Source organism: Bradyrhizobium sp. 147 (genome assembly GCF_023073935.1).
Classification (GTDB): Bacteria; Pseudomonadota; Alphaproteobacteria; order Rhizobiales; family Xanthobacteraceae; genus Bradyrhizobium.
Genome location: NZ_JADPKL010000097.1, coordinates 13135 through 39143, shown reverse-complemented (window position 1 = coordinate 39143; position 26009 = coordinate 13135). Strand labels below are relative to the sequence as shown.

At 60.8% G+C, this 26009-nt stretch carries 20 protein-coding genes, 1 tRNA gene and 1 pseudogene; 10 read left to right on the top strand and 12 right to left on the bottom strand.

The annotated features are described in order from the left end of the window. Positions 1–253: 253 nt before the first annotated feature. The 7 genes and pseudogenes from IVA87_RS24430 to IVA87_RS24400 all read right to left on the bottom strand — a co-directional run bounded on the left by IVA87_RS24430 (position 254) and on the right by IVA87_RS24400 (position 9183). Positions 254–1564, bottom strand: coding sequence for an ABC transporter substrate-binding protein (locus IVA87_RS24430; RefSeq protein WP_247306393.1), 1311 nt, complete (start codon positions 1562–1564; stop codon positions 254–256). Between the two features lie 181 nt (positions 1565–1745). Continuing rightward, positions 1746–2981, bottom strand: coding sequence for an ABC transporter substrate-binding protein (locus IVA87_RS24425; protein WP_247335363.1), 1236 nt, complete (start codon positions 2979–2981; stop codon positions 1746–1748). Between the two features lie 40 nt (positions 2982–3021). Next, on the bottom strand, positions 3022–4503 hold the full coding sequence (locus IVA87_RS24420) for an ATP-binding cassette domain-containing protein (RefSeq protein WP_247306388.1): 1482 nt from the start codon (positions 4501–4503) through the stop codon (positions 3022–3024). Next, positions 4503–5429 (bottom strand): branched-chain amino acid ABC transporter permease, encoded by a 927-nt coding sequence (locus IVA87_RS24415; RefSeq protein WP_247335362.1) that lies wholly within the window; start codon positions 5427–5429, stop codon positions 4503–4505. The genes IVA87_RS24420 and IVA87_RS24415 overlap by 1 nt, the downstream gene beginning before the upstream one ends. A gap of 1 nt (position 5430) precedes the next feature. Next, on the bottom strand, positions 5431–6306 hold the full coding sequence (locus IVA87_RS24410) for a branched-chain amino acid ABC transporter permease (RefSeq protein ID WP_247306385.1): 876 nt from the start codon (positions 6304–6306) through the stop codon (positions 5431–5433). A gap of 434 nt (positions 6307–6740) precedes the next feature. Then, positions 6741–7841: an FAD-dependent oxidoreductase gene (locus tag IVA87_RS24405; protein WP_247335361.1), complete on the bottom strand. Its 1101-nt coding sequence runs from the start codon at positions 7839–7841 to the stop codon at positions 6741–6743. A gap of 91 nt (positions 7842–7932) precedes the next feature. Next, positions 7933–9183 (bottom strand): annotated as a pseudogene (locus IVA87_RS24400) (SMP-30/gluconolactonase/LRE family protein). 178 nt (positions 9184–9361) lie between these two features. Here IVA87_RS24400 and IVA87_RS24395 point away from each other — a divergent pair. The 6 genes from IVA87_RS24395 (at position 9362) to IVA87_RS35180 (ending at position 14470) form a co-directional block, all read left to right on the top strand. Beyond that, positions 9362–9628, top strand: a complete 267-nt coding sequence (locus tag IVA87_RS24395; RefSeq protein WP_247335605.1) for a hypothetical protein — start codon at positions 9362–9364, stop codon at positions 9626–9628. A gap of 462 nt (positions 9629–10090) precedes the next feature. Then, a complete protein-coding gene (locus tag IVA87_RS24390) occupies positions 10091–11653 on the top strand; it encodes a 2-isopropylmalate synthase (protein ID WP_247278588.1) in 1563 nt (520 codons plus the stop codon). Positions 11654–11869: 216 nt separating this feature from the next. Further along, positions 11870–12871, top strand: coding sequence for a TRAP transporter substrate-binding protein (locus tag IVA87_RS24385; protein ID WP_247335359.1), 1002 nt, complete (start codon positions 11870–11872; stop codon positions 12869–12871). A gap of 192 nt (positions 12872–13063) precedes the next feature. Continuing rightward, positions 13064–13660, top strand: a complete 597-nt coding sequence (locus IVA87_RS24380) for a Spy/CpxP family protein refolding chaperone (protein WP_247278590.1) — start codon at positions 13064–13066, stop codon at positions 13658–13660. Between the two features lie 167 nt (positions 13661–13827). Next, positions 13828–13903 (top strand) — tRNA-Lys (locus IVA87_RS24375). A 438-nt stretch (positions 13904–14341) separates the two neighbouring features. Continuing rightward, positions 14342–14470: a hypothetical protein gene (locus IVA87_RS35180; RefSeq protein ID WP_256466502.1), complete on the top strand. Its 129-nt coding sequence runs from the start codon at positions 14342–14344 to the stop codon at positions 14468–14470. A gap of 176 nt (positions 14471–14646) precedes the next feature. On the opposite strand, the gene IVA87_RS24370 is transcribed toward IVA87_RS35180, so the two are convergent. Beyond that, positions 14647–14862 (bottom strand): hypothetical protein, encoded by a 216-nt coding sequence (locus IVA87_RS24370; protein ID WP_247335355.1) that lies wholly within the window; start codon positions 14860–14862, stop codon positions 14647–14649. 709 nt (positions 14863–15571) lie between these two features. Between IVA87_RS24370 and IVA87_RS24365 the strand changes: the two genes are divergently transcribed. From IVA87_RS24365 to IVA87_RS24355, 3 genes are all read left to right on the top strand, one after another. Further along, the gene (locus IVA87_RS24365) at positions 15572–15817 is read left to right on the top strand and encodes a hypothetical protein (protein ID WP_247335353.1); all 246 of its coding nucleotides are present in this window, start codon (positions 15572–15574) and stop codon (positions 15815–15817) included. Positions 15818–16098: 281 nt separating this feature from the next. Further along, complete coding sequence (locus IVA87_RS24360) at positions 16099–17139, top strand: PqqD family peptide modification chaperone (protein WP_247335350.1); 1041 nt, start codon at positions 16099–16101, stop codon at positions 17137–17139. Beyond that, the gene (locus tag IVA87_RS24355) at positions 17126–18205 is read left to right on the top strand and encodes a nucleotidyltransferase family protein (RefSeq protein WP_247335347.1); all 1080 of its coding nucleotides are present in this window, start codon (positions 17126–17128) and stop codon (positions 18203–18205) included. The genes IVA87_RS24360 and IVA87_RS24355 overlap by 14 nt, the downstream gene beginning before the upstream one ends. Before the next feature lie 160 nt (positions 18206–18365). On the opposite strand, the gene IVA87_RS24350 is transcribed toward IVA87_RS24355, so the two are convergent. Then, complete coding sequence (locus IVA87_RS24350) at positions 18366–18749, bottom strand: H-NS histone family protein (RefSeq protein WP_247335344.1); 384 nt, start codon at positions 18747–18749, stop codon at positions 18366–18368. A gap of 727 nt (positions 18750–19476) precedes the next feature. Here IVA87_RS24350 and IVA87_RS24345 point away from each other — a divergent pair. Then, positions 19477–19845, top strand: a complete 369-nt coding sequence (locus IVA87_RS24345) for an H-NS histone family protein (protein WP_247335342.1) — start codon at positions 19477–19479, stop codon at positions 19843–19845. Between the two features lie 42 nt (positions 19846–19887). Here the strand turns inward: IVA87_RS24345 and IVA87_RS24340 are convergent, their stop codons facing one another. The 3 genes from IVA87_RS24340 to IVA87_RS24330 form a co-directional block, all read right to left on the bottom strand. After that, entirely contained in the window at positions 19888–21354 is a 1467-nt protein-coding gene (locus IVA87_RS24340; RefSeq protein ID WP_247335339.1) for an exopolysaccharide biosynthesis polyprenyl glycosylphosphotransferase, read from the bottom strand. 168 nt (positions 21355–21522) lie between these two features. Next, positions 21523–23520: a hypothetical protein gene (locus IVA87_RS24335; protein WP_247335336.1), complete on the bottom strand. Its 1998-nt coding sequence runs from the start codon at positions 23518–23520 to the stop codon at positions 21523–21525. 100 nt (positions 23521–23620) lie between these two features. Further along, positions 23621–25945, bottom strand: coding sequence for an AAA family ATPase (locus IVA87_RS24330; RefSeq protein WP_247335334.1), 2325 nt, complete (start codon positions 25943–25945; stop codon positions 23621–23623). Positions 25946–26009: the final 64 nt, after the last annotated feature.

Sequence of the window (26009 nt, the reverse complement as noted above, 5' to 3'; positions counted from 1 at the left end):
CTCTCGAGGGAGGGCAATCGCATATGGGAAGCGGCTTCCATGCGGCGCATCCTTCGAGACGCCCGCTTTGGCGGGCTCCTCAGGATGAGGGCGGAGTGTGCGGCAGCAGTTTCAACGGGCCCTATGCCAATTAGCCTCGTCCTGAGAGCCCACGCAGCGGGCGTCTCGAAGGACGAGGCGTTTGCTCAGGCCGCTCCAAAAATTCATATGCGATAGCCCGTCCAGGGGAGGGCGGCACGAGAGCGCAGCCGTCTCACGCCCCGTAGGTCGAGCCCTTCGGTAGCGGGAAGACCGGCTCCCGCGTGCGGATGTTCGTCGGCCACACCACCGAGATGTGCTCGCCGGCGTTCTGCATCACGACCGGGGTCGAGCGCTCGTTCTGGCCGGAGAGCGGCGTGCCCGGCCGGAAGAATTTCACGCCATAGCCCTGGATGGTGCCGCCGGCGGGGATGTCGACGTCGAGCGCTGCCTTGCGGATGGCTTCGGGGTCGAAGCTGCCGTACTTCTCCTTGGCGACGGGCAGCACGTTGTTGAGCAGCACCCAGGTCTGGTTGAAACCCATCGAGCAGTGCGGCGGCACGTCGGTCGCGCCGGTCTTGGCCTGGTAGCGCGAAACCATGGTCTTGATCAGGTCGCCCATGCCCGGCGCGAGCTTGGCGGGATCGAGCAACTGCGCCGGCACCGGATCGATGTTGCAGAAATTGTCGATGTCGGCACCGAAAGTCGCGCGCAGCTTGTCGAGCTGGCTGTAGCCGGCGCCGGCCCCGAACAGCATCTTGAAGCGCAAACCGCTCTCGCGGGCCTGGCGCAGGAACAGGGTGATGTCGGGGTTGTAGCCGGCATGCGAGATCACGTCGGCCTTGGCACGCTTGATTTTTGTCACCAGCACCGAAAGATCGGGCGCGGAGGCCGAATACCCTTCGCGCAGCACGACCTGGATGCCGGCCTCCTTGGCATAGGCCTCGTCGGCGGAGGCAACGCCGACGCCATAGGGGCCGTCCTCGTGGATTAACGCGACCTTGACCTCCTTCGGATCGATGCCGAGCTTGGCTTTCGCATGCTCGGTGATGAAGCTTGCAAAGGCCTGGCCGTACTGGTCGGAATGAATCTGGGCGCGAAACACGTATTGCAGGTTCTTGTCCTTGAACACGGCGGTCGAGACCGCGGTCGTGATCCAGAGGATCTTCTTCTGCTGCTCCACCTTCGCCGCCATCGGCACCGCGTGCGCGCTGGAATAGACGCCGTTGATGATGTCGATCTTTTCCTGGCTGATCAGCCGCTCGGCCTCGTTGATCGCGACGTCCGCCTTGCTCTGGGAGTCGGCGGCGACCGGCACGATCTTGGTCTTGCCGCCGATGCCGCCCTTCTCGTTGACGAGGTCGATGGCGATCTGCGCGCCGACCGAGGAGGCGACCGAGCCGCCGGCGGCAAAGGGGCCGGTGAGGTCGTAAATCAAGCCGATGCGCAAATTCTCGGCTTGCGCCTGGGCCCGTGTCCAATCGAGGCTGAGTGCGGCGGCGGCAGCCGCCGATGTCTTCAGCAGCTGCCTGCGTGAAGTCGGCATCCTATCCTCCCTCAAAAACCGTCTTGTGTTTGTTTTTTTCGAAGTATTGGGAGCAGGATGGCGAAAGTCAACATCGCCCAAGGTCGATAGGCGTCGGCCGCGACACAACGCATCTGCGAAAGACAAAGGAAAAGCCCACCGCTCCGCGCGGGAGCGATGGGCTTGCATGGGCGCGGCTCGATTACTGCGACAGCTTCACGAAGCTCGGAAACTTCATCTTGCCTTCCGCGATCTTCTCGGGCCAGACCACGACCTGCTTGGAATCCTGCCACTGGAAGACGAGGCCGGTGACAGTGCCGGGGCCTGACTTGATACCGTGGGTGAACTCGTCGTTCTTGCCGTAGAACTGGATGCGGCCGATCGTGCCCTCGTAGTCGGTCTTCTCGAGCTCGGCGACCATCTTGTCGGGATCGGTCGAGCCGGCGCGCTTGATGGCTTCCGTGATGAAGTAGACCTCGTCATAGGCGGTGTAGCCGGTATAGGCCGGCGGTGCGCCGAACTTGGCCTTGAAGGCAGCCGCGAACGGCTTCGTCTTGGGGGTGACGGCGACGTCGGGTGTCGCAACCGCCAGCGACGGTATGCCGTCGGCCGCGCCATTGGTGTCCTTCCAGAAGGTCGGGCTCAGCGCCTGCGCGCTGATGCCGAACATCGGGATCGGCACCTGCTGGTTCTTCCACTGCACCGTCGGCTGCACGCCGACATGGGAGATGCCGGTGACGATCACGTCGGGCTTCTTGCTCTCGATGTTGTTGAAGATCGGCGTGAAGTCGGTGGTATCAGGCGAGAAGCGGACGTGCTCGACGACCTTCAGACCGGCCTTCGGCAGGCAGGCCTCGTAGCCGACGTCGAGCGGCTTGGTCCAGGCGGCGTCCTCGCTCATGATCGCCACGGTCTTGAACTTGAGCTTGTCGACGAGCAGGTCCTTGGCGGCGTCGCAGACGAGCTGGGCCTGCGCGGCCGAGGTCAGATAGCCGTGGAAGGTGTACTTGTTCTTCTCGTAGTCATTGTGGATCGCCTTGGTGATCTCGTTCGAGGCCGCGCCTGGCGTGATCAGCGGCATCTTCAGCCGCGCCGCCCAGGGCTCGAGCGCCAGCACGACCTCGCTGATATAGCTCGCGATGACGGCGGAGACCTTGTCCTCGCTGACGGCGCGCTGGAAAGCGCGAACGGAATCCGCCGACGAGCTCTTGTTGTCGTAGGTCACGATCTCGATCTTGCGGCCGAGCACGCCGCCCTTGGCGTTGATCTCGTCGGCGGCAATCTGCGCACCGCCTGGCGTCGCCGCGCCAGCGATCGACTGCACTTCTGCGATGACGCCGATCTTGATCGGATCGCTCGACTGCGCGTAGGCGGGAGCGGCAAGGCACAAGGCCAATGCGGAGGCGAGGAGGCTGCTGCCGAGAACTGATGGTCGCATGGTCGTTTCCCTTTCTATGTTTTTGTTGATGTTGACAGACTTAAAGAAAATCGGCTCCGGCCTCGCTCGCGAAGCGGCCGGGATCGCCTTCCCACACGATCCTTGCATGCTCCAGCACATAGACGCGGTCGGCATGTGGCAGCGCGAAGGTCACGTTCTGCTCGCCAAGCAACACCGTGATCGATGTGGTCTGCCGCAGCTTGGTCAGCGCCTTGGAGAGTTGCTCGAGGATGACGGGGGCAAGGCCCAGCGTCGGCTCGTCCAGGATCAGGATCTGCGGCTGCATCATCAGGGCACGGCCGATCGCGAGCATCTGCTGCTCGCCGCCGGAGAGCGTCTGCGCCATCTGGCTCTGGCGTTCCTTCAGGATCGGGAACAGCTCGAACAGCCAGGTGAGCTGTGCGGCGCGCTTCTCGTCGGAAAGATGCTGGCCGCCGAGATCGAGATTTTCGCGCACGCTCATCTCGCCGAACAGCTCGCGTGATTCCGGACATTGCACGAGGCCGCTGCGTGCGATCTTCGCCGGTCTCGTGCCGCGGAGTTTCTCGCCGCCGCGCACGATCTCGCCGCTGTAGGGCAAGAAGCCGGAGATGGTGTTGAACAATGTGGTCTTGCCGGCGCCGTTGAGGCCGACGATCGAGACGAACTCGCCCTCGTGGACATGGATCGAGACGTTCTCCAGCGCCTGCGCCTTGCCGTAGAACACGCTGACATTCTCGACCTGGAGCAGCGGCACCTTATCCTTGAAGCTGGTCTCGGGCCGCGCATGGGTCTCGATCGCGCCGCCGAGATAGACCCGGCGCACGGTCTCGTTCCTCATGACCTCGTCGGCTTTGCCGGTGACGATCTCCTCGCCGAGATACATCGCGAGCACGCGGTCGACGAGGGCGGCGACGCTCTTGACGTTGTGATCGACCAGCATCACCGCGCGGCCTTCGTCGCGAAAGCTGCGGATCAGGTCGGAGAACATCTCGACCTCGGCGCGCGTCAGCCCAGCGAAGGGCTCGTCGACCAGCACGACCTTTGGGTCACGTGCGATGGCCTTGGCGAGTTCGAGCCGGCGCAGATCGGCAAACGGCAGGGTCGGCGGGCGGCGGTTCATCACATTGCCGAGCCCAACGCGCTCGGCGATCCATTTGGCGCGCTCGATCAGCGCCTTGTCGGGGAACAGCATGAACAGACTGTCCGGCAGCAGCGCGACCAGGATGTTCTCCAGCACCGTTTGCCGGTTCAGCGGCCGCGAGTGCTGGAACACCATGCCAAATCCCTTGCGCGCGATCTTATGCGCGGGCAGGCCGGCGACGTTCTCGCCTTCGAAGACCACTTCGCCTGATGTCGGGCGCTCGATTCCCATCACGGTCTTCATCGCGGTCGACTTGCCCGAGCCGTTCGGCCCGATCAGGCCAAAAATCTCGCCGCCATTGACCTCGAAGCCGAGGTTCTTGACTGCGGTCAACCCGCCGAAGCGTTTAGTCAGGCCGCGGACTTCGAGCACGGCCCTGTTTGGAAGCCTCATATCCATCACGAGCGCGCCTCGCGCGAGAGGGCCGCTCCGAGGAAGCCGCCAGGGAAGAACAGCACGACGAGGAGCGCGACCGCCGAGACGATGAAGGTCGCGAGCTCACCGGTCGGCCGCAGGAACTCGCCGGCGACGATCAGGAAGATCGCGCCCAGCGCAGCGCCCAGCACGGTGCGCCGGCCGCCGAGCACGGCGGAGACGATCACGTTGACGCCGACCGCGACGTCGACGACGGTGCCGACCGAGGCGGTGCCGAAGTAGAATACCAGCAGCGCGCCTGACAGCCCGGAGAAGAACGCGCTGACAATGAAGGCGGCGAGTTTGTGCTTGACGATGTTGAAGCCCAGAGCGCCGGCCTGCACCGGGTCCTGGCCGCTGGCCTGGAGCACGAGGCCGATCGGCGATTGCGACAGGCCATAGAGGATTGCGGCCGAGATCGTCATGAAACCGAGCGCGATCCAGTAATTCACGCCGGCCTTGATAGAGATGACGTCGGGAATGGTCAGCCCGATCTCGCCGCCGGTGAGGTCGGCGAACACCACCACGAAATTCTGCAGCATCAACACCGCGACCAGCGTGGTCAGGCCGAAATAGGGCCCGCGCACGCGCAGGGCCGGCAACGCCAGCACCAGACCGGCGATGACGGAGGCGAATGCGCCGAGGACGATGCAGAGATAAACCGACCAGCCGAACTGGGCATTGAGGATGCCGGCGGTGTAGGCGCCGACGCCGATCAGGAAGGTCGGCCCGAAATTGACCTCGCCGGCAAAGCCGAACAAGAGGTCCCAGGCCATCGCGAACACACCGAAATAGAATGCGACGGTGAGCAGGCCCAGCACATAGCCAGAGACGTAGAGCGGCAGCGTTGCCGCGATGACGACGAGCGCGAGCGAGACGAAGAAGAGGCGAGAGGTGAAGAAGGTGGCCATCTCAGCGCCTCCCCAGAAGGCCCTGGGGCCGGATGTACATCACAAACACGAGCAGCAGCAGCGCCGGGATGGTGCGATAGGCCGGCGAGATCAGATAGGCGGTCAGGGTCTCGAGATAGCCGACCACGAAGGCCGCGATCAGCGAGCCGGAGACGCTGCCGAGGCCGCCGAGCACGACGATGGAGAACGCGCTCGCGGTCAGCGGACCGACGCTGTAGGAGCTGACGCCCAGAAACATGCCCAGCAGCACGCCGGCGATGCCGGCGAGGATACCATAGATCGCCCACACCACGACGTAGATGTTGGTGAGCTCGAGGCCGAGCAGCGTGACGCCGCGCGGGTTCATCGAGGCGGCCAGCACGGCCTTGCCGGTGCGGGTGCGGTTCACGAGGAGCCACAACAGAGCGATGACCAGGCAGCAGACGATCGCCGTGAAAATCTCATTGCGCGGCGTGCGGACGCCGAGGATCTCGACCACGCCCTCGACGATCGGCAGCACGGTCTTGGCGTTGTTGGTGAAGAAATAGGCGATCAGCTCCTGGATCATGATGCCCCACAGCAGCGTTCCCGTGAGGACGAAGATCTCCTTCTCCTCGTTCGGAATGCGGCGCGAATCCTGGATCGGCTTCACCACTGCGAAATAGGTGGCAAATGCCGTGATGAGGGCGACGCCGACGCCGATCAGCGCACCGGCATAGGTGCCGACGCTGAGAATGCTGGCGGCGGCCCAGGCCGCCACCGCTGCGGCCACCATGATGGCGCCGTGGGAGAGGTTGAGCACGCCGGAGACGCCGAATATCAGCGTGAAGCCGGTGGCACCGAGAGCGTAGAGAGCGCTGATGGCAAAGCCATCGATCAAAATCTGAAATGCTCGCATTGATGATTGGCCGGGCAATCTGGCTGCCAATTGGAGGAAAAGGTGCTGCGTGCACCGCATGCGAAAGGCTCTCCAGGCAAGGCCCGGATGCCGTTCCGATCAGTTCGCGGTTAACTTGATGGAGCTCGGGAGACTGACGTCACTCCTGACGGCGTCCTCCGGCGCGCCGATCACGGCGGCGTCGAGCGAATTCGCAACGCAACAGAGAGTCTCTTCTTCATGTTGTTTTTCTCCCTTGAACAGCCTCTTGTGAGCTATTGGGGCGCGACTATACCGGCGAGGGCATTCTCGGCAAGTGAAACTGCATTCAGGATTGTGAGAGGCCGGTTAAAGTCCATTGCTGCGCAAATAGAGTGCAGCGTGACTCGGGCACGTCAGGCATGCAGATTCGGTCGAGGCCCATGCACGTGTGCCGCCAGCATGCTCCCATCTGTTCAACGGGCGTGCAGCAGCGACGGATCGAGCGCGGCGAGGCGCGAGGGCTCGAATGGCGAAAGGTCGATCTGCGTCGTGCCCTCGGCGATCAGCTGCGCCAACGCCTCGCCGGTCGCGGGTGCATTGAGGATGCCCCAGACATTGTGTCCAGTCGCAACGTAGAGGCCCTCGCTCTGCGGCACCCTGCCGATCAGCGGCAGACCGTCCTGCGTCACCGGGCGGAAGCAGGCCTGGCGCGCGACGATCTTCTCGGGCCGGAACAGCGGCGACAACCGCTCGCTCATCGCCTGCAGGCGCGCGATCGCGTCCTGGTCGGGTGTCACGGCTGCGGGATCGAGCGGCAACGGCGCGATGTCGGAAAGCGCCGTGATATGCGTGCTGCCGTCGGCACGTGGGAAAACCTCGATCGACACCGCGCCGCCATTGTCCTCATGCTCCAGAAACAGCGCATCGGCTGGCACATCCGCGCCGGTGTCATAAACGATGCTCGGGCTGCGCTGGCCATAGATGGCGGGCAGGTTCATCCATTGCGCCGCGAGCAGCGACCACGGCCCCATCGCGATGACGACGGCGTCCGCCTCGATGACGCTGCCCTCGACCTGGACGCCGCTCGCTGTGATGCCATCCGCATCGCGCACGATGCCGCTGACCCGGCCGCGACGAAGCTGCACGCTTTGCGTGAGCGCCGCATCCATGACGAACGAGGTGAATTTGCGAGGGTGAACGATCGCGGTCGTCGCGGTCGTGCCGATGGTTTGCGCGATGGCGACGCCGTTGGCGAGCCAGCCAAGTGCCGAGGGCAGATTCCGCCGTGCGTCACCATCGGGGACAACGAGGCCGCTATAGGCGGTCATGGGGCGGTAGCCCCAATCGCCCGCGATCTCCCCGGGCAGTTGCGCATGAAGTGCGAAGCTGCGCCGCGCCAGTGCGTCGAGCGGCGTGCCGGTGCACCAGTCGCGTGCGAGGAAACCGCCGGCCTTGCCGGAGGCTGCGGCCGCGATCTCTGTCCGTTCCACCACAATGACGTCGATGCCGCGGCGACGAAGAAACCAGGCGGTGCAGGCGCCGATCACGCCACCACCGCAGATCACAACACGCATGGCCTTTTTTTCCTCGCGCGCCGAAGGATTATCAAAACGATTGGCGCCGGCGAGGAACGCCGGCGCAGCGTCGCAATGGAGCTTGTGTCGCTCAGCCCGGGCCTGCGCCCTGCGTCGCCGTGTAGACCGCGTAGAGCGACTGGCTCGCCGCCATGAACAGCCGGTTGCGCTTGGGGCCGACGAAGCAGACGTTGCCGCACACCTCCGGCAGGCGGATGCGGCCGAGCAGCTTGCCCTCCGGCGACCACACCGTCACGCCGCTATAGCCGACGGCGCGCCCGGCATTGCTGGAGGCCCAGATATTGCCGTTGACATCGCAGCGCAGGCCATCCGGCCCGCACTTCACGCCGTCGATCACGCAATCGCTGAACTTCTTGGGGTTGGAGAGCTTGTTGTCGCTGCCGACGTCGAACACGAAGATCTCGCCCTTGCCGCCCGCTCCGGTGTCGCCCGGTCCCTTGCCGGTCGAGGCGATGTAGAGCTTCTTGTAGTCCGGTGAGAAGCACAGGCCGTTCGGATCTGGCACCTGGTCTTCGGTGACGACGAGATCGATACGGCCCGAGGGGTCGATGCGATAGCAGTTGGTCGGGAGCTCGCGCTTGCCCGGCACGAAGCCGGCGGGCTGTCCGATCCGCGGATTGAGCTTGCCGCCGGCATTGCTCGGGCCGCCCGCGACGTCGGGCTCGCCTTCGTAGAGCTGGCCGCCATAGGGCGGATCGGTGAACCAATAGCTGCCGTCGGGGTGTGCGACGATGTCGTTCGGCGAATTCAGCTTCTTGCCCTGATAGGAGTCCGCGAGCACCGTGGCGGTGCCGTCATGCTCATAACGCGTCACCCGGCGCGTCAGGTGCTCGCAGGAGAGCTGGCGGCCCTGAAAGTCGAATGAGTTGCCGTTGGAATTGTTTGAGGGCGTGCGGAACACGGTGACGCGGCCGTCATCCTCGCTCCAGCGCATCTGCCGGTTGTTGGGAATGTCGCTCTACAAGAGATACCGGCCCTGCGCGCTCCAGGCCGGGCCTTCGGCCCACAGCACGCCAGTATAGAGACGCTTGATCGCGGTGTTGGGCTGCGCGAGATCGTTGAAGGAGGGATCGACGGCGATGATGTCGGGATCCCAGAAATACGTGGTCGGCGCGCCCTGGGGACCGAAATCGCGTGGCGGGGTGGTGATCGTCGTCGGCGGTGCGGCGGGGCCGGTCTGGGCCAGGGCGGAGCCGGCTCCGGCCATTGTGGCGGCGGCGCCGAGCGCAAGCCCTTGTACAACTCCTTGGACGAGTGTTCGTCGTGAAAGCGCAGCATCCTGGTCACGCTGCCCTTCGTCACGAGCCTCTTGGCGTGTCATCGCGTCCTCCCGATCATGTTCGCTGACCGGTTGATCCGGCCGAGCGGGCGGAGGTTAGTGCGGTCCGCTGCCGGTTGCGAGGGGTGGAATCGAAACCGCTGCGCGATGGCGGGTCGCAATTTCGTCACCTTCGAATGCGTTTGGATTGGAGGCGCTAACGGGGATAAAGCCGGAGTTCATTGTGCAAGTTGTCGTTCTGGTCATCCTGCTCGCGATCGCATTTGCGGCCGGCTATTTCACGCGGGACTACGTCTCCCGCAAAAGGCGGGCGGAGGCGCGCCGCTGGCGTGAGTACACTGAGCCGGACTGGCTGCCTGCCAACGCGCCGGCGAACACCAACGAGATCACGAATGCCGGCGCCGCTGTGGTCGCCACCGGCGAACTCGGTCAGATGCTGAACCGCTGGGAGAACAGGGCCCGCGCCCGCCGCACTGGCACGGGATAGCCGGCGCGTCTTGCGCTCGTCTGGTAACCTGGATGCAGCGAAGCGTATCCGGGACAGTTTTCGTTGTGCTTCATGCGGGCTGCAATCTCTCCTATTTAGGTCAGTTCCACTGACTATCTTTTAGGCGTTGCAGTTGCAGGCGTTTCTCGTTTAGAAACGGGCGGATCGAGCCCCTCCCGGCAACCAACCGTCAACGGTTTTGACCGAGGATTGAGGGCTCAAAGGGTCTGGCAATGCTGATTCGCGGCCAAATCGATGGGATTTCGGGGGAGGTGGCCGTGGCCGCCGCCACGATCCCGGCCGCGCTGCTGCCCACCCTCCTTGTTGGCGGGCTTCTTCTTAGCTGCCCCTGAGGGCCGGCTGGGCGCCACGCGCCTGGGCGCTCAGGGGTTGTACGAGATCACCGGACACCTCAAGCGCCCAGACCACTGAACGGCGCAAAAGCTCAAAAGGAAATCTAGAATGGCCACCGTGAACAAGTCCGACAAGGACCGCGTCATCATTTTCGACACCACGCTGCGCGACGGCGAGCAATGTCCCGGCGCCACCATGACCTTCGAGGAGAAGCTCGAAGTCGCCGAACTGCTGGACGATATGGGCGTGGACGTCATCGAGGCCGGCTTTCCGATCACCTCCGAAGGCGACTTCCAGGCCGTCAGCGAGATCGCCCGCCGCTCCAAGAATTCGGTCATCGCCGGCCTGTCACGCGCCCACCCTGCCGACATCGACCGCTGCGCCGAGGCGGTGAAATTTGCCAAGCGCGGCCGCGTCCACACCGTGATCGCGACCTCGCCGCTGCACATGCGGGTGAAGCTGAACAAGACCCCGGAGCAAGTAATCGAGACCTCGGTCGCGATGGTCGCGCGCGCCCGCAACCAGATCGACGACGTCGAATGGTCGGCCGAGGACGGCACCCGCAGCGAGATGGACTTTCTGTGCCGCATCGTCGAGGCCGTGATCAAGGCCGGCGCCACCACGGTGAACATCCCCGATACCGTCGGCTACACGGTGCCGGAGGAATACACCCACTTCATGAAGACGCTGATCGAGCGTGTGCCGAATTCAGATAAGGCTGTGTTCTCCGTGCACTGCCACAACGACCTCGGCATGGCGGTCGCCAACTCGCTGGCCGGCATCGTCGGCGGCGCGCGTCAGGTCGAGTGCACCATCAACGGTATCGGCGAGCGCGCCGGCAACGCCGCGCTGGAAGAGATTGTGATGGCGATCAACGTGCGCAACGACAAATTCCCGTACTGGAACAAGATCGACACGACGCAGCTCACCCGCGCCTCGAAGGTGGTGTCGGCGGCGACCTCGTTCCCGGTGCAGTACAACAAGGCTATCGTCGGCCGGAATGCGTTCGCGCATGAGAGCGGCATCCATCAGGACGGCGTGCTGAAGGACGCGTCCACCTACGAGATCATGCGGCCGGAGATGGTCGGCCTCAAGCAGTCCTCCCTGGTGCTCGGCAAGCATTCCGGCCGCCACGCCTTCGTGCACAAGCTGGAGGAGATGGGCTACAAGCTCGGCCCCAATCAGCTGGAAGATGCGTTCACGCGGATGAAGGCGCTGGCCGACCGCAAGAAGGACATCTACGACGAGGACATCGAGGCGTTGGTTGACGAGGAGATGGCAGCCTCGCACGACCGCATCAAGCTGACCTCGCTGACCGTGATCGCCGGCACCCACGGTCCGCAGCGCGCCACCATGAAGCTCGACGTCGACGGCCAGATCAAGATCGAGGAAGCCGAGGGCAACGGTCCGGTCGACGCAGTGTTCAACTGCATCAAGCGCCTGGTGCCGCACGAGGCCAAGCTCGAACTGTACCAGGTTCACGCGGTGACCGAAGGCACCGACGCGCAAGCTGAAGTCTCGGTGCGGCTGTCGCAGGACGGCCGCTCGATGACGGCGCGCGCGGCGGATCCGGATACGCTGGTCGCCTCCGCAAAGGCCTATCTCGGCGCGCTGAACAAGATCGTCATGAAGCGCCAGCGCGACACGGTGACGACGGCAGCGGCGAGCTGACAAGCGAAGCCTTGTCATTCCGGGCGATGCGCGTGGGCTTCACCTCTCCCGCTCGCAAAGCGGGAAAGGGCGCGCAGCGGTGCTCGTGGCATTCACCATGAATACCTGCCCTGCTAACGGCCAATAGCCGCATGGCGCGCCGCCCTGTATTGATGCAGCCGGCATGAGGACGGTCGCCCGCGCGCCGGGCGGCCCAAATAACATCAGGGAGAGATTATGCGCACCTTCGCGATCGCGGCCTCCGTCGCGGCATTGGCCTTAGGCCTTGTCGGCCCCGCCAGCGCCGACCCGATCATCATCAAATTCAGCCACGTCGTCGCCACCGACACGCCGAAGGGCAAAGGGGCGGAGAAATTCAAGGAGCTCGCCGAGAAGTACACCGGCGGCAAGGTCAAGGTCGAAGTCTATCCGAACTCGACGCTCTACAAGGACAAGGAAGAGCTCGAGGCGCTCCAGCTCGGCAGCGTGCAGATGCTGGCGCCGTCCAACTCGAAATTCGGCCCGCTCGGCATCCGTGAATTCGAGGTATTCGATCTGCCTTACATCCTTCCCGATCTGAAGACGCTGCGGAAGGTGACGGAGGGCCCGCTCGGCGCGAAGTTGCTCAAGCTCCTGGACGCCAAGGGCATCACCGGACTTGCCTATTGGGACAATGGCTTCAAGCAGATGAGCGCCAACAAGAAGCTGGTCTCGCCTGCCGACTATCAGGGCGTGAAATTCCGCATCCAGTCCTCGCGCGTGCTCCAGGCCCAGTTCAAGGCGCTCAGCTCGCTGCCGCAGGTGATGGCGTTCTCGGAAGTCTACCAGGCACTCCAGACCGGCGTCGTCGACGGCCAGGAGAACACCTGGTCCAACATCTATACCCAGAAGATGCACGAGGTGCAGAAGTACATCACCGAGACCAATCACGGTTACATCGGTTACGTCGTGATCGTGAACAAGAAGTTCTGGGACGATTTGCCGGCCGACATCCGCGACCAGCTTTCCAAGGCGATGAAGGAAGCGACCGCCTTCAGCAACGCGCAGTCGCAGAAGGAGAACGACGACGCGCTCGCCGAGATCAAGAAGAGCGGCAAGAGCGAGATCATCAAGCTCACGCCCGAGCAGGACGAGGCGATGCGCAAGGCGATGGAGCCGGTCTACAAGGACGCCGCAGGCCGCGTCGGCCAGGCGCTGATCGACGAGTTCCAGAAGGAAGCCAAGAGCACGACGAACTGATCTCGATGCACGATGAACGGGGCTTCCGTGCCAGCTGCACGGAAGCCTTTTTGTTGCAAACGATTTCCGATTGTGGCTGGCGGTAAATCAGCCGTTACGTAGTCCTAAGAACACCGCTTCCTGTCCAAGTTGTAAGTTGCGCGTCGGCGGCGCCGCCCTCATCCTCAGGGCATCCTTCCAGAGGAGGTCCGTATGAGGAAGTTCACCATCGCTGCCATCGCCGTGCTCAGCGTCGCCGGCTCGGGCGCGGTCTATGCTCAGTATCATCGCCCGTGGATGGAGCGCTTCCATCACATGCGCATGAACCCCGAGGACCGCGCCGCCTTCATCGACGCACGGATCGCCGCCGTCCACGCCGGCCTGAAGCTCAATGCCGATCAGGAGAAGCTGTGGCCGCCGGTCGAGGCCGCCGTGCGCGATTTCGCCAAGCTGCGCATCGACCGCGCCAATGCGCGGATGAATGCCGGCCCCGGCGATACCGACAGGCCGGAGGATCCGATCGCCCGCCTGCGCCAGCGCGCCGAGGACATGGGCGCCAGCTCCGCGGCCCTGAAGAAGATCGCCGATGCCGCCGATCCGCTCTACAAGACGCTGGACGAGGGCCAGAAGCGCCGCCTCGCGGTGCTGACCCGCCACCGCGGCCCATTCGGCGGCGGCGAAGACGGCCTGCCCCGTCACTTCATGGAACACCGCATGGACCGCATGATGGAGCGTGGCATGGGGCACTTCCACCGTGACCGTTTCGACCGCGACGGCGGTCCGGATGGGGACCGCGAGGGGCGGCTCTGAGCAGGGCCGGATTGTCCCGCGATTAATCCTGGCGAAGCCGCTGGAATCCGGCGGCTTTTCGCTATTTTGGACTTGTGGACGAAGCCTTGGAAAACTTGCGGCCGATCGCTTGCCATACCCGGATCGCTTTGCTAAACGACCGGCCTCGCAAGGCCTTACCGCCTTTCGGGCGCATAGCTCAGTTGGTAGAGCAGCTGACTCTTAATCAGCGGGTCCCAGGTTCGAGCCCTGGTGCGCCCACCAAGCTTTTCAATGGCTTGGATGTCTGGCGATACGGGTATTCTAGCAAGCGATCAGCGGCCTTTCAGCGATCACCGTCCTCAATTCGGATCGAGGAGTGATCGTGGTCTGCTCGTCTCTTTATTCTCGGCAAGATGCCCCACGTCGCTGAATTTAGTCCGGGCCGAAAACATGCGCATCGTACAACTGGATATTCGCAGCGCATCATCGGACCGCTACTCGCGCTGAGACGATCGATGCCTCGCGCAAGCGCGCGTCGCGCGTAGAGTTTCGGAACAATAGGACGCTTGCAGGTGATCTTGGTCAGGGTCACGACGGCTACAGCCGCGTGCGATACCTTGTTGCTCGGGGCGTTCGCGTGCGCGAGGCGGATGCCGATCGCCCCCTTTCTCCCGAGCGACGTGCTTCCGCTCTTCGTACTTTCTCCCGGAGCCGCTGCAATTGAGCGAGCAGGCCAACGAGTTCGATCGTTGCGTGACGCAGAACAGCCAGGCTGCAAACCCCACTACTCACTACAACATCCCCAAACAGGCCCTTGCCGAATCCGTGACGGGAAGCTCGAATTTGTGATGACGTGCCAATAACGTCTAAGCGATGGATCATCGCGCCGTCCGTTCGCTTTACGACGATACGCGGAAATATTTTCGCGCATTCCATTTTCGAGCATTCTAACGCGTCGCAACAAAATGCCTGCATCAGGAAAAGGGAATTTGGACGCACTCTCTAGAACGGCCACGTCTTTTGCATCAGCACGAGGGAGCCGCGCGAAGCATCTCCGCCGTCCGGATGATCGGCTCTTCGACCCAAGCCTCGCGGGCGAACCAGTTATGATTAGCCTGACAGGTCGGACAACGAGTATTGCCGAAAAACACGATGCTCCGCAGGAAAGTCTCACGATCGGATTTGATGCCGGTCGGGATCGCGCGACCGGTTTGCGGGCACTTGACCATAATCATACCCATGCGAGCCTCCCTGAAATAATTTGACGGTTGAATAAAAGGGCCGGCTGGCTGGAGTGCGCTCTCGTCGGTGCGGGTTAACTGGGGGGCATCGCACCTGGGGTCGTTGTTCGAGCAAGGGGCAGCTTGCTCGTGACGACGCTTCTCCAACCGACCGGATTCCTGCTTGGCGAAATGGGGATACCGCCGGCTTTCGCTCGGCAACCCTGAATAGTGCTGCGACCTCAACCGAAAGCTTCTGGGAGGCGCTTAACAATTGTCATGTCCAAATCCCTGCGGCTTCGCGCGGAATGTTCCGCTCGTAACGAAACCATTATCTTGGTCTTGACGGACAGATCAGCCCACCGGATCACTGGTCTCACTCCCCTCGTGCAGTTCGTTAATATTCTCCGTCTTTATTTAATGTGCAAATTAAAATTTGCATTGTCGGTCTGATTTGCGACTCTTGGCCAATTTATTTCTTACGCGGGGGCTGTACGGCACGATGTCCCTCGCCAAAGATGTCCGGCCTTTCCTCGTTTGGCTTCAGCAACCCCTCATTCTCGTCATGGCGTTCGCTGCGTGCTGCGGCTTGCTCGTAGGTATTAAATAGTTACGCGAGGTTCAAATATGGAACAAATTTTGATTATGCGATAAATATGCAAATATCGTTGTTAATTGCTGCCAATCACGTAAGCTAAACTCGTCCAAGTTCGTGCGACTGGAGGAGACGATGTGGGAATCAATTCTTAACAAGCACAACCTCACCTCGAATACACCGCAGTTGGCTCAGATGCGCGCTGAATTGCTAAGCATTGGCGAGAAGGAGCGCATTCTGAGAGAACGGAGTGCCGATCGCGAAGCTTATCGGTACCTATTGGATGCTCATCGGTTGATCGCGAGAGCGAGCCTTCTTGGAAAGCAGGTGTTGAACATTTCTCCGCAGGGAGGGGGCAAGGACGGTCAGCTGGCGGCCTGACCGGCCGGATTGTCATTTTTGAAACGAGCCCGATCGGATGGCATGTGTTCGGCTGAACGGGAATTGCAGCGCCGCAGGCCGGGCTAGACTGAATCTCGCGGGCGACGGCCGTCTCGTTGGTGCCGCGACAATAGCGCCTCCCAGACGCTGTCGCCGCCTCGTCGGTGCAGAGCGAGGCAGACCTGTTCACATTGGTTGGAGCCGTGCTGGAAAGATCGTCGGCAGAGATGGTGTTGAGACCGGCTCCGGATACAGTATTCGCGCTGCTGGAGGGTCGATCAATGCTCTTCAGCGAAGCAGGGCAGAAGATTTTTGAGTTGGACCGAGTAGGGGCATTCATTTGGTGTAAGTTGGCACAAGGCGCCTCTCTGGAAGAAATTTGTCAGGGGCTTGGTGCGCTAGGCATTGACGAGCAAACGGCACGCCAGTTCACGCGACAGGTTGTAAATGTCTGGATCGATCGAGCGTTGCTTGAAGTCGATTGGCGAATGCCGACCGATTGTGCCTTCTCAGCGATCCTGGGTCGGCACAGAATAGGCGTCCGGGCCGCAAATCGGGACCTCTTGAATCGGCTGCTTCCGTTATTTTGTGTTCCGGACCAGAGCGCCGGCTGCGACGTCGACGTTGCCATCGAAGCAATGATGCTGGACGGGCACGTGTTCTTCCGCGGAGAGGATGCCCGCATCTCCAGATGTGAAGTCGAAGCGCTGGCCCCCACGATCAAAGCTTACATCACCGAGCGGCTCATTCGAAACAGTCGTTGGGTCTTCTCCCTTCATGCCGCTTCTCTCGTGAAAGACGGTATGGGCCTGCTGTTATGCGGCCAACCGGGAGTTGGGAAGTCTACCTTCACACTGCAACTGGTGGACGCCGGACTTCGGTATGCCGGCGATGATGTTGCGCTGGTTGAAGCTGACGGAACGATCTGCGGACTCCCGTTTGCTCTCACCCTCAAGCAGGGATCGTGGGGCTTTCTCTCGCGACTAGATGGCGACCGGCACGACGCGACGCATTGCCGCTCCGACGGCGTTCTGGTGCGGTACGTACCAATTCCGGCTGCACAGAACCAATGCTTTTCCGCAAGCTGGGTCATCTTCTTGAACCGGGTCGCGAGCGGTCCGGCCGAACTGACCGCGATAGATCAGTTGGATTCGATGAAGCGGCTCATCGAGAACGCATTTGCTGCTGACGGACGACTTTCGCAGGCCGGCTTTTTTGCTTTGAAGCGGATTGTCGCGGGAGCGCGATCGCTTCAACTCACCTATTGCGAGGCCGTGGAGGCTCGGCGATTGATTATGGATTTGTGCAATGGCAAGACATAGCGCCGCACTGACGAGCCTTTGCAATTGCTTGCGAGGCATGCCACCGGTCAATGTAGAGTGGACGCCCGTAATCGGGCTCGCAAACCAGACTCTGACGACGCCGGCGCTCATCGATTTTGTCGACAAATTCGCATCGATGCTGCCGGAGGACGTCTGCACATATATTCGCCAGATCCACCGCCGAAACGTGCTGCGCAACAATCGGCTCATCGCCCAACTGGAAGAAGCGGTCGTTGCGATGAACAGCTTGGGAATTACGCCGATCATGCTCAAGGGGGCATCGACACTGGCGACCGCGCCCGAGGAGCGACGAGGCGTTCGGTTAATGTCTGATCTGGACATCATGATTATGCCAGACGAAGCCAGAACGGCAGTCGCCGCTCTATGTGCAATTGGATACGATATCGATTACCAGGCCCCTTCCGAAAGCCAGAGATGGCACGTCGAGCTGAATCGGTCGCAGGATGTCGGCACCATCGACCTGCAGCGGGCAGCTCCAGGTCCTGCGTACCTCTACCAGAGCTTCGGGCATGCGCTGAACCATTGCGTCCCTGCGCCGCTGGGACGGGGACGCGTCTATATCCCCAGGCCTACCTACCAAGCGCTCATGTTGATCATCCATGATCAGTTTCAAGACTATGGTTATTGGCTCGGCGACCTCGACCTGCGGCACCTTGTTGAATTACGCGATCTAAGCAATTCCGCCGAGGGCCTCGATTGGGGGGAGCTTAGCTCTCTTGTCTCGAGCGAGTTGATGAAGAACGCAGTCGAAACCCAGCTGTTCGCTCTTGCTGAGCTGCTTGGCGTCGAGATTCCGCACGCGTTGCGCTCCCGACTGATTCCGCGCCTGCAGTTCATGCGACAGTTGATGCAAGCACGCTTACCGGCCACACGCGTGCCCCTCCTGGCGATGAACGTTCTGGACCTCAGAAACTACCGCAGGGAGGCGGCCGTTGTCTCGACAAGAACCAGCGCGAACCGACGTGGATTGTGGTCTGTGCCAAGAGCTAGAACCTTACAGTTTCTGCTGAATGCGACGACCGCAGTTCGTGCGGGAAAGGTCTAGAGCCTGCGACCGTCACACGAGCGTTCTCGAGAGATCGTGGCGGCAGGTCTTGGCAGAGCGGGTTTTCGATCTGCTACATGCTCCAGGTGGGTAGGCGGCTGCCCCAATCCGCAGGACTGAACATTCTCAGCCGACCCGAGGTGCGTCCAGTCGCGCAGAGCTAGGAATGCTCTCGACCACCAGCATTCCCTTCGGACGATTCGCCGTTCTCGCGGATTTTGAACTCCTCCAGCGTGTGGCCTGATTGGAGGGCGGCAACCAGCCAGCGGGGCTGCTTACCACGTCCTGACCAAGTCTCTGTTGGCTGGAGCGGGTTGTAGTACTTCGGTACGACCTTCGGGTATTTGCGACGGGGCTGGCCGGTCCCCGTCTCAGACGCCCCGATTTCAGCTTCGCCGAATTGATCCGGCTGGTTGAGTTGCGCAAGACGCTTTTCCAGTTCCCGCTTTTCGGCGGTGATCTTTTCGGCGAGAATCTTCGTCAGCTCCTCGTGAAGGAGCCAGAGTTCCTCGAAATCCATGGCTTCGAGATCTTGCCTTCGCATAGCATTTCTCGTCACCGTTCGACTGATGCCCCTACCTGCCTGTCATCTCCACGCCGAATATCGTTGTTGGCGCGGCGAGTTACGGACAGGGACCGAGACCGGTCTTTCAAATTTGACGCGACAATAAATAAATAGTATATTATTTAATATTATATTGCGAGCATTATTTTTAATCGACGTATTGAAAGGCCAGAAGCCTTGCTGCAAGCCCGAAAAGAAACATTGGACGCTATTGATTGCCCAATGGGGCGCCTTGAAGCGGCGATCAGCCGGTTTATCGCTCCGTCGGCTGCATTGACCGACATCCAGGCTTTGAAGCTGCAAATCCAGCTGCGAGGGCTCGCGCTAAGAGACATCGCAATCATAAGCTCGCGATTGCGGCAGGCCGATGGTCGCAATTCAGGTGGATTGTCGACTACGAAAGGCGGCCTCGCGCGCCGGGCCTATCCGCCGAGAGTGCGGCGCGGCAGATTGATCCCACGGCCCGCTTAACGTGCATTCTTCGCTTGAGTGGAGGCGTCGGTGCACGTAAGGCGCGTGACGTTGCTTTGGCCGAATTAAATTGAGGGGGATAGTGCATTTTTCTGTCTTGATTAGAACCGGCGACGCAGTTATGTGGAGCACGAACTTGTCGTTCGGTTCCACATGTTTTTGTAATGTTGACCCTCTTGGTTCTTGATTACCCGGCCGGGGCAATATTAAATGGGCGCAACTACAGGATGCTAGCATGTCGACCAAGAAGCTCGAACTAGAAGCGATGTCCCTCGACGATCTATGGTCGCTTCATGAGGAAATTAGCGGCATTTTGTCGGATCGAATCAAGGCGGAAAAGCAGGAACTGGAGAAGCGCCTGGCGGTTCTCGGCGGTGGCATGGCTGTATTAGCCGAAACAGGCGGGCCAGGCGTCTCTGCGACCGGCAAACCGAGGCGCAAATATCCGCGCGTGCTACCGAAATACCGCAACCCGCAGACTTCCGAAACCTGGTCGGGACGTGGCAAGCGGCCGCGGTGGTTGGTTGCTGCCATGAAATCCGGCCGTCGGATCGAGGAGTTTCGCATAGGGGAACCGGCTCCGAAGTTTCGGCAACGGGCGTGAATTGCCGTCCATGGGCCGGCGTGGCGCCGCGATCCTGTTCGCTTAACAGGCGTTGCGCCCCCGCAGCACTTCCATGGGAGTTCGCAGCAGGATTGCGAGGTCTAGCCGAAGACTCCAGTTGTCGATATACCAGAGATCGTACTCCACACGTCGCTCAACCATGGTCGCTGTAGGCGTTGGTCCACGGCAGCCATGGATTTGAGCCCATCCGGTCAATCCGGGTCTCACTCGGCGCCGGAAGGCGTACTTCCGGACGAGCTTTTCGAACTGTCCGTCGTGGGCCACGGCATGGGGGCGTGGGCCTACCAGTGACATGCTGCCGTCGAGGACATTCAACAACTGCGGCAGCTCGTCGAAGCTCGTTCGCCGTAGCCATCTGCCAACCCTGGTAATGCGAGGATCAAGAGGCGTTGCCTGAACGACGACAGGTCCATTCTCAAGCACATGCATCGTCCGAAACTTTCGGATGGAAAATATTCGGCCATTGAAGCCGCATCTTTGTTGCTTGAAGAGGATCGGACCGGGAGAATCCAGTCTGATCGCGACCGCAGCCATGGCGAGCAATGGTGCAAAGACCATCAAAGCAAATCCCGCGCCGATAATATCAATTATTCGCTTGCTTGCGCGCTCGATTGCCGTGAGGGGGCCCGGCTGGATTTCCACGCAAGCGGCACTTCCCAAGCTCCTCGTCGGATGTCGAAGCAGTTCGGATGCGGCACCTACCGGGACGAACACGATAGGGAATGGCAGCACCCTCAGGTCGGAGATAAAGGCACGAAGGTCGGCCCAACGTTCGGGATTGGCCTCCAGCACGATTTTATCGACTTCGGAATTCCGAATATGTTCGATCACGCGGCAGCTGAGCCGTTTTCTGGAACCGGGGTCCGAGCCCATCGCAGGCAACCCAAAGCGGCCCTTAACGCAATAGCCGAGGACCGCAAGAGTCTCCGACAGACCAGCATGATTCGAAGGCGGCTGATCGGTGATCAGGACGAGATTCGTCCGAGCGAATTTCCTGCCGCTGAAGCATTTTATTAGCAGTGTCCTGGCAACGCACCGTTGCGCAATCAAAGATGCCAGGCCGAGTGCCGCAAACAGGAGGCCGGCACCTCGGAAGAACTGTGGCTTGTCATCCAGCATCTCTACAGCGGCGGCCAGCACATGCAACAAAATCCACGTGAGGCAAATGGCGCGAACTTGGCTTCGGAGAACGAGGAGTTCTGTTGGCCGATACAGTCCCCTGCCTTTCAGAATGTAGACAAAAGATACTGATGCTGCGGCCGCGTAGGCGCATGCCTGGCCTAGGCCAGCTGGTGCCGGGCTGCCGTGTGAAAGAAGCGCGGAAAGGAAGCCGGCGAATAGAATGGTCGCGATATCGGCGCAGATCGCTACGAATTCAACAGAGTCGTACCGGACGGGCCATTTGCCTTCATCAGCAATGGACGATCGTGAGTTGACGAGAGCTAGATCGCTCTCATGGTCGCCGATATGCCGGTTGATAAAATTCATGGCCAATCAACAGGAGCGCATGCGGTTAATAATTAATATATTATGAATTTAAATATATTATTCAACCTGAATTGGTCGCAACATGATAAATTTAATCGGATCTTTACCGCCAGCCCGATTATCAATCAGGACCGATCTGGGCGCGATCGGACACACTGCTGGAAAACGCTATGGGCCTTGCGAACGCAACTTGTGGAGGTAGCTTGGGTCGAGCTCCGAAATCGAGCTCTCGGCAAGCGCCCTGCCGTCGGCCGATGCCGATTGGTATGCGGCGGCGATAGCTGGCCCGAGTGCGGTGCGGCCGGTAATCGCAACTTTAAGGTCGCGCCGGATAAGATCTCGTAGCTCAGGATCCTTGATCGCAGCGTCAATGCCGAGAGCGACGGAAAGCCGTAGTGGAATAAGATCCAGCGCGTTTGGTGCAGTATAGTAGGACATCCTAAGTAAGCTTGTCGTGTCATAAGTCGCCGCGTGCTGCTTTGAAAGCGCCGCCAGCATGAGCCAAACGTCGCCTCGAAGGGGCGAGTATTCCAGCACTGCAGAAAAAGCATTTAAGTCCGTGGACCGGCCGGTGTTCTGCGGGTCCGTGGCCTTGTCAGACTTGAGGCGCACAGTTGCAGCGGCGACTTCCCCGCGCGTGGATTGGTGCGCTGAGATCAAGGCTTCGTTCGAACCGGCAACCGATGTATCAGAGAGGCGATCACCAAACGGCCAACTTTGCGAAACCATCAAAGCTGCTTGCGCAGCCAACAGCAATCCGATCATTGTCAGAACAACGCGTGTCAGAGGCCATGGGAAAGCGAAGATGGCCGAATGAATTCGTCGCGCTGCCGTGGCTCGGTCGCTGGCGTCCTGTGTAGGCTGCCGCAACTTGATGGATTCCACGTCGCGGGCTGTACCGGACAGGCTTTGAGCGAAAGCCAGGCCGTAGACCGTCGCCACCAACAGTGATGTCCATAAATCGAAAAGGCCGTTTTCGGCAAAGGCCAGTATTGTCAACGATACGCAAGCGCCTGCGCCGACGGCTGGATATAGGTAAGCCTGATTGCGAGACAACGCGCGCCCGAACAAGATGCAGGCGCTGATGACGGTGACTATCAATAGCCCGCAGAGGAACGTACGTCCCATTTCGACCGCGACCGCCGCGGCAGCGGTCGGCCGTTCGCGCATTGGGACCATGCCAACGTCTCCATAAATCGGCAGAAGCACAACAAAAGTGCCTGCACCGGTCCCGATCGGGTGAGTGTCCTGTAGCATCCGCTCGGTTGCGGCCCGAGTTTGCGTCGATAAGGCAATCGTCAGGTCAGCATTCCGATTGATCGGAACGAAAGTGAGGCTGGCGACGAACAACATGGTGGCGGTTGAGAGAACACCAGCTCTGCCCCACAGGCCAAAGAACCATTTGCGAATTGCGACCACCGTGAGGATGATTGTCACCCCGAGCAGCACGGCAATCAGCGCTGTCGAACCGCTACAAAGTGCGATCGCCACAAGCGAGATGATCAATGATAGAAACGCGCTGCTAAGAATGGCGAGCGGTCCTGTCGGCGAGCGAGGCGATCGTCTAGGCCGCCGCAATTGGTCGATCGCACGGATAGCCATTGCAGTGGAGAGAAGGACACCAAGTGCTGCCGCGGTCGAGCCGGTCCAAGCTTGTTCGGCGGGCCAGGAGCCACCCAGGTTGTTGTTTCTCCAGATCGAAAATATACAGCTGACGGCGGTGATCGATACAAGGATATAGAGGACCTGCGCCGCCCGATGTGTGTCCAGAGCAACGACCGCGGTGACGAGGGCGGCAGCGAGGACAATGTTGTAATGTGAAAGCGCCAGTACCGTCTCGTGTACATCAACCGAGAACCTCTGTGCGAGAGGTTGGTGTAGAGCGGCCGACGCCGTCGCCCAGATCTGATTTCCGAGCCCGCGGAGCGGGATCGGAACAACTTGCAGTGCGATCCAAAGCACGGGTGCGGCAAGAGCCAGAATTATAAGGGGCCGCAGAAGCTTTGCGAAGGAGGTGAGGGTTGACGGCTTGGCGAAGAGGCCGACGGCCAGTATAGCGGCCGCAAGAATGCCCGATAGCACCACTGGACTCTTTAGGTTCTCGACCACAGCAAAAGCCGCAGCGACCGCCGCAGGCACAGCGAGCATTGCAGATTGGACAACCATTTTACACCACTTCTGGCTCTGACCCGCTCAAACCAAGTGCATGTTGCAGAAGGCGCCTGACTCCATCGTTTTGGCTCGACGCAAGTTAGAGGGGGTCATCCTAAGAGACCGACAAGCCATATCTGACGTAGTGGCTGTCATCGTAGTAATCACTCCGGTGAGCGTCGTACCGTGCCATTGCCCTTATATCGGTCTTGTTAAGGACGACGCCGATCAAGGAATCGGAGATGGTCGGCGCAGTATGCAGGGCATGCTGAACCACATCGATTTTCGTCCGTCCCCATTCGACGACGAGAACGTAGCAGTCGACCAACGGCGCAGTGACACGCACGTCTACCAGGGGCGAGAGTGGCGGGAAATCAACTATGACGTAGTCATAGGTCTGCCGCAAACGGTCGAATAGCTTGCTTATGTTTTCGGCGGAAAGGATCTCGCTCGTATGAAGGATAGGGCCACGCCGGACGGCTGGCAAGAATGCAAGATTGGTTCTGGGGTCGTGCCACAGCGCTTCTTCGAGCGAACGCTTTCCGTTCGCCACCTCGAGTAAACCGAATGCAGCTTTCGGAGCCATAGCCGCAGAGAGTGAAGGGTTTCTAAGGTCGCAATCGACGACAATAGCTCGCTTACCGCTATGTCCGATGAGGTGAGCTAGAGAGGCTGCAATCGTCGTCTTGCCCTCATTTGGCAGAGCCGACGTGATTCCGATCACTTGGTTGGAGGCCTTCGCGGGGGTGTGGTCTATAGCGAGCTTGATCGAACGGATGGCTTCCGTGAAGCGGGAGAGCGGCATCCCGATGACGGCTCGGTGAAGCGTCGGAACGTTTGAGATCGTGCGTGATCGCAGATCTTCATCCGGTTGCTGGGATCGGGCGGTAGACTTCTGCCCCTTCGGAGACGACAGCAAGGGGACCAGCGACAAGCACGGCAGCTCCAGTGCAGTCTCCACCTGTGAGGACGTGCGGAAAACTCTGTCCAAAACATCTCTCAGAAGAGCCAAGCCGATCCCGAGTGCTAGCCCGGCGGCCAAGCCGAAACCGAGCACCAAGTTTGCCTTCGGCTTGCTCTTGCGCTCCGGCGGGGAGGCGGGAAAGATCACCCGTGTTTCCGAAATCGGAAATGTCTCCTGCTGGGTCGCCCCCATGGAGTGCTGCAGAAAGGCCTCATGCATGGCGCGCAGACTTTTCGCTCGGCTCTCCAACTCCCGTATTGTCAGTTCTGCTGAGTTCGTCAGGCGTGATTGCGAGACGGCGCGAGCAAGTTGCTTCTCGAGCTCCTGCTGCCGCTGCTGAGCAGCTTCCAATTCGTTTCTGCTGGTTTCGGCGAGCCTCTTAACTTCTTCGAGGATGGATGTGCGAATGTCGCGTATCCGAGTGCGCAGGTTGACAACCGCCAGATGGTCGCGGCCGAACCGGGCTGACCAATCGGCTTCGCGACGTGACAACTCGAGATATTGCTGGCGAAGCGTATTGATGATCGCGCTCTGGAGGACCTCGGCACTCGCCGCGTCAGGAGCGCTGATGGTGGAGGAGCCAGCTGCATTGGCGCGTAGGACGGCGTCGAAGCGGTTGAACTTGACCTGTGCATCGGAAGTCTGGGTTCGGGCAGCGACCAATCGGGCGTTGAGATCGTTGACGGGCTGTTCATCAATCGATTTTCCGCCGGTCGAGACGATGTTATTTTGGGACTTATATGCGCTCACGGCGCGTTCGGCCGTCAGTGCTTGCTCATTGAGGTTTTGGAGACGTTCCTGCAGCCAACTCGCTGCCGTTCGCGTGGCCTCGAATTTCGCATTCATCTGGTCGTTAATGTACGCGTTGGCCACGGCATTGGCGATCTCCGCCGCGCGTTCCGCGTTGCTCGAACTGTAGCTAACCTCGATGATCTTGCTATATCCGATCCTGTACGCGGAGAGCCTATCCAGCAACGCGGCGATCGCGCCTTCCGTGGGCGTATCAGCCTTCGAATCGTGCTCCGGCTGCTGACCGCGGTTTCGAATGCGATACAGTAGCGAGCTGAAGGACCAACGTGAACCCGTAAAGTCTGGATCGTTGGCGAGATTCAGCTGCGTTATGACTGCTGCTGCAATCCCCCGCGACCTTATCATCTGAAGTTGCGTTTCGATTTGGGCCGCGTCGACGACCGGCTCTGGAAGGAGTGACTGCTGCTGGACGAACTGAGCTCGAGGATTCGACAGCAGGATTTGTACTTGAGCTGTGTAGGTTGGGGGAGCGAACCGCAGGTAGAGCATCGCGGCTGCGAATACGAGAGCGGCGGTGACGATGATCATAAGATATCGACGCCTTGCAAAGATGACCGCGAACTTGACGAGATCGCCGATTCCCCCGCCGTTGATCTGGTTCGACTGGGCCTGGCCGCCCAGAGGCAAGCGTGTTCTGTCGGTCTGTAGAAGATTGCTCTGAAGCATGGGGTACCTGTCTGGCTCGGGAACACGTCGGTTTGGTCGCCCGCATGCGAGCGTTTGGTATATG

What these genes read in the sequence shown, in the direction of transcription:
- IVA87_RS24430 (WP_247306393.1), bottom strand. Translation starts at nt 1,564, where the DNA reads ATGCCGACTTCACGCAGGCAGCTGCTGAAGACATCGGCGGCTGCCGCC.
- IVA87_RS24425 (WP_247335363.1), bottom strand. Translation starts at nt 2,981, where the DNA reads ATGCGACCATCAGTTCTCGGCAGCAGCCTCCTCGCCTCCGCATTGGCC.
- IVA87_RS24420 (WP_247306388.1), bottom strand. Translation starts at nt 4,503, where the DNA reads ATGGATATGAGGCTTCCAAACAGGGCCGTGCTCGAAGTCCGCGGCCTG.
- IVA87_RS24415 (WP_247335362.1), bottom strand. Translation starts at nt 5,429, where the DNA reads ATGGCCACCTTCTTCACCTCTCGCCTCTTCTTCGTCTCGCTCGCGCTC.
- IVA87_RS24410 (WP_247306385.1), bottom strand. Translation starts at nt 6,306, where the DNA reads ATGCGAGCATTTCAGATTTTGATCGATGGCTTTGCCATCAGCGCTCTC.
- IVA87_RS24405 (WP_247335361.1), bottom strand. Translation starts at nt 7,841, where the DNA reads ATGCGTGTTGTGATCTGCGGTGGTGGCGTGATCGGCGCCTGCACCGCC.
- IVA87_RS24390 (WP_247278588.1), top strand. Translation starts at nt 10,091, where the DNA reads ATGGCCACCGTGAACAAGTCCGACAAGGACCGCGTCATCATTTTCGAC.
- IVA87_RS24385 (WP_247335359.1), top strand. Translation starts at nt 11,870, where the DNA reads ATGCGCACCTTCGCGATCGCGGCCTCCGTCGCGGCATTGGCCTTAGGC.
- IVA87_RS24380 (WP_247278590.1), top strand. Translation starts at nt 13,064, where the DNA reads ATGAGGAAGTTCACCATCGCTGCCATCGCCGTGCTCAGCGTCGCCGGC.
- IVA87_RS24370 (WP_247335355.1), bottom strand. Translation starts at nt 14,862, where the DNA reads ATGGGTATGATTATGGTCAAGTGCCCGCAAACCGGTCGCGCGATCCCG.
- IVA87_RS24365 (WP_247335353.1), top strand. Translation starts at nt 15,572, where the DNA reads ATGTGGGAATCAATTCTTAACAAGCACAACCTCACCTCGAATACACCG.
- IVA87_RS24360 (WP_247335350.1), top strand. Translation starts at nt 16,099, where the DNA reads ATGCTCTTCAGCGAAGCAGGGCAGAAGATTTTTGAGTTGGACCGAGTA.
- IVA87_RS24355 (WP_247335347.1), top strand. Translation starts at nt 17,126, where the DNA reads ATGGCAAGACATAGCGCCGCACTGACGAGCCTTTGCAATTGCTTGCGA.
- IVA87_RS24350 (WP_247335344.1), bottom strand. Translation starts at nt 18,749, where the DNA reads ATGCGAAGGCAAGATCTCGAAGCCATGGATTTCGAGGAACTCTGGCTC.
- IVA87_RS24345 (WP_247335342.1), top strand. Translation starts at nt 19,477, where the DNA reads ATGTCGACCAAGAAGCTCGAACTAGAAGCGATGTCCCTCGACGATCTA.
- IVA87_RS24340 (WP_247335339.1), bottom strand. Translation starts at nt 21,354, where the DNA reads ATGAATTTTATCAACCGGCATATCGGCGACCATGAGAGCGATCTAGCT.
- IVA87_RS24335 (WP_247335336.1), bottom strand. Translation starts at nt 23,520, where the DNA reads ATGGTTGTCCAATCTGCAATGCTCGCTGTGCCTGCGGCGGTCGCTGCG.
- IVA87_RS24330 (WP_247335334.1), bottom strand. Translation starts at nt 25,945, where the DNA reads ATGCTTCAGAGCAATCTTCTACAGACCGACAGAACACGCTTGCCTCTG.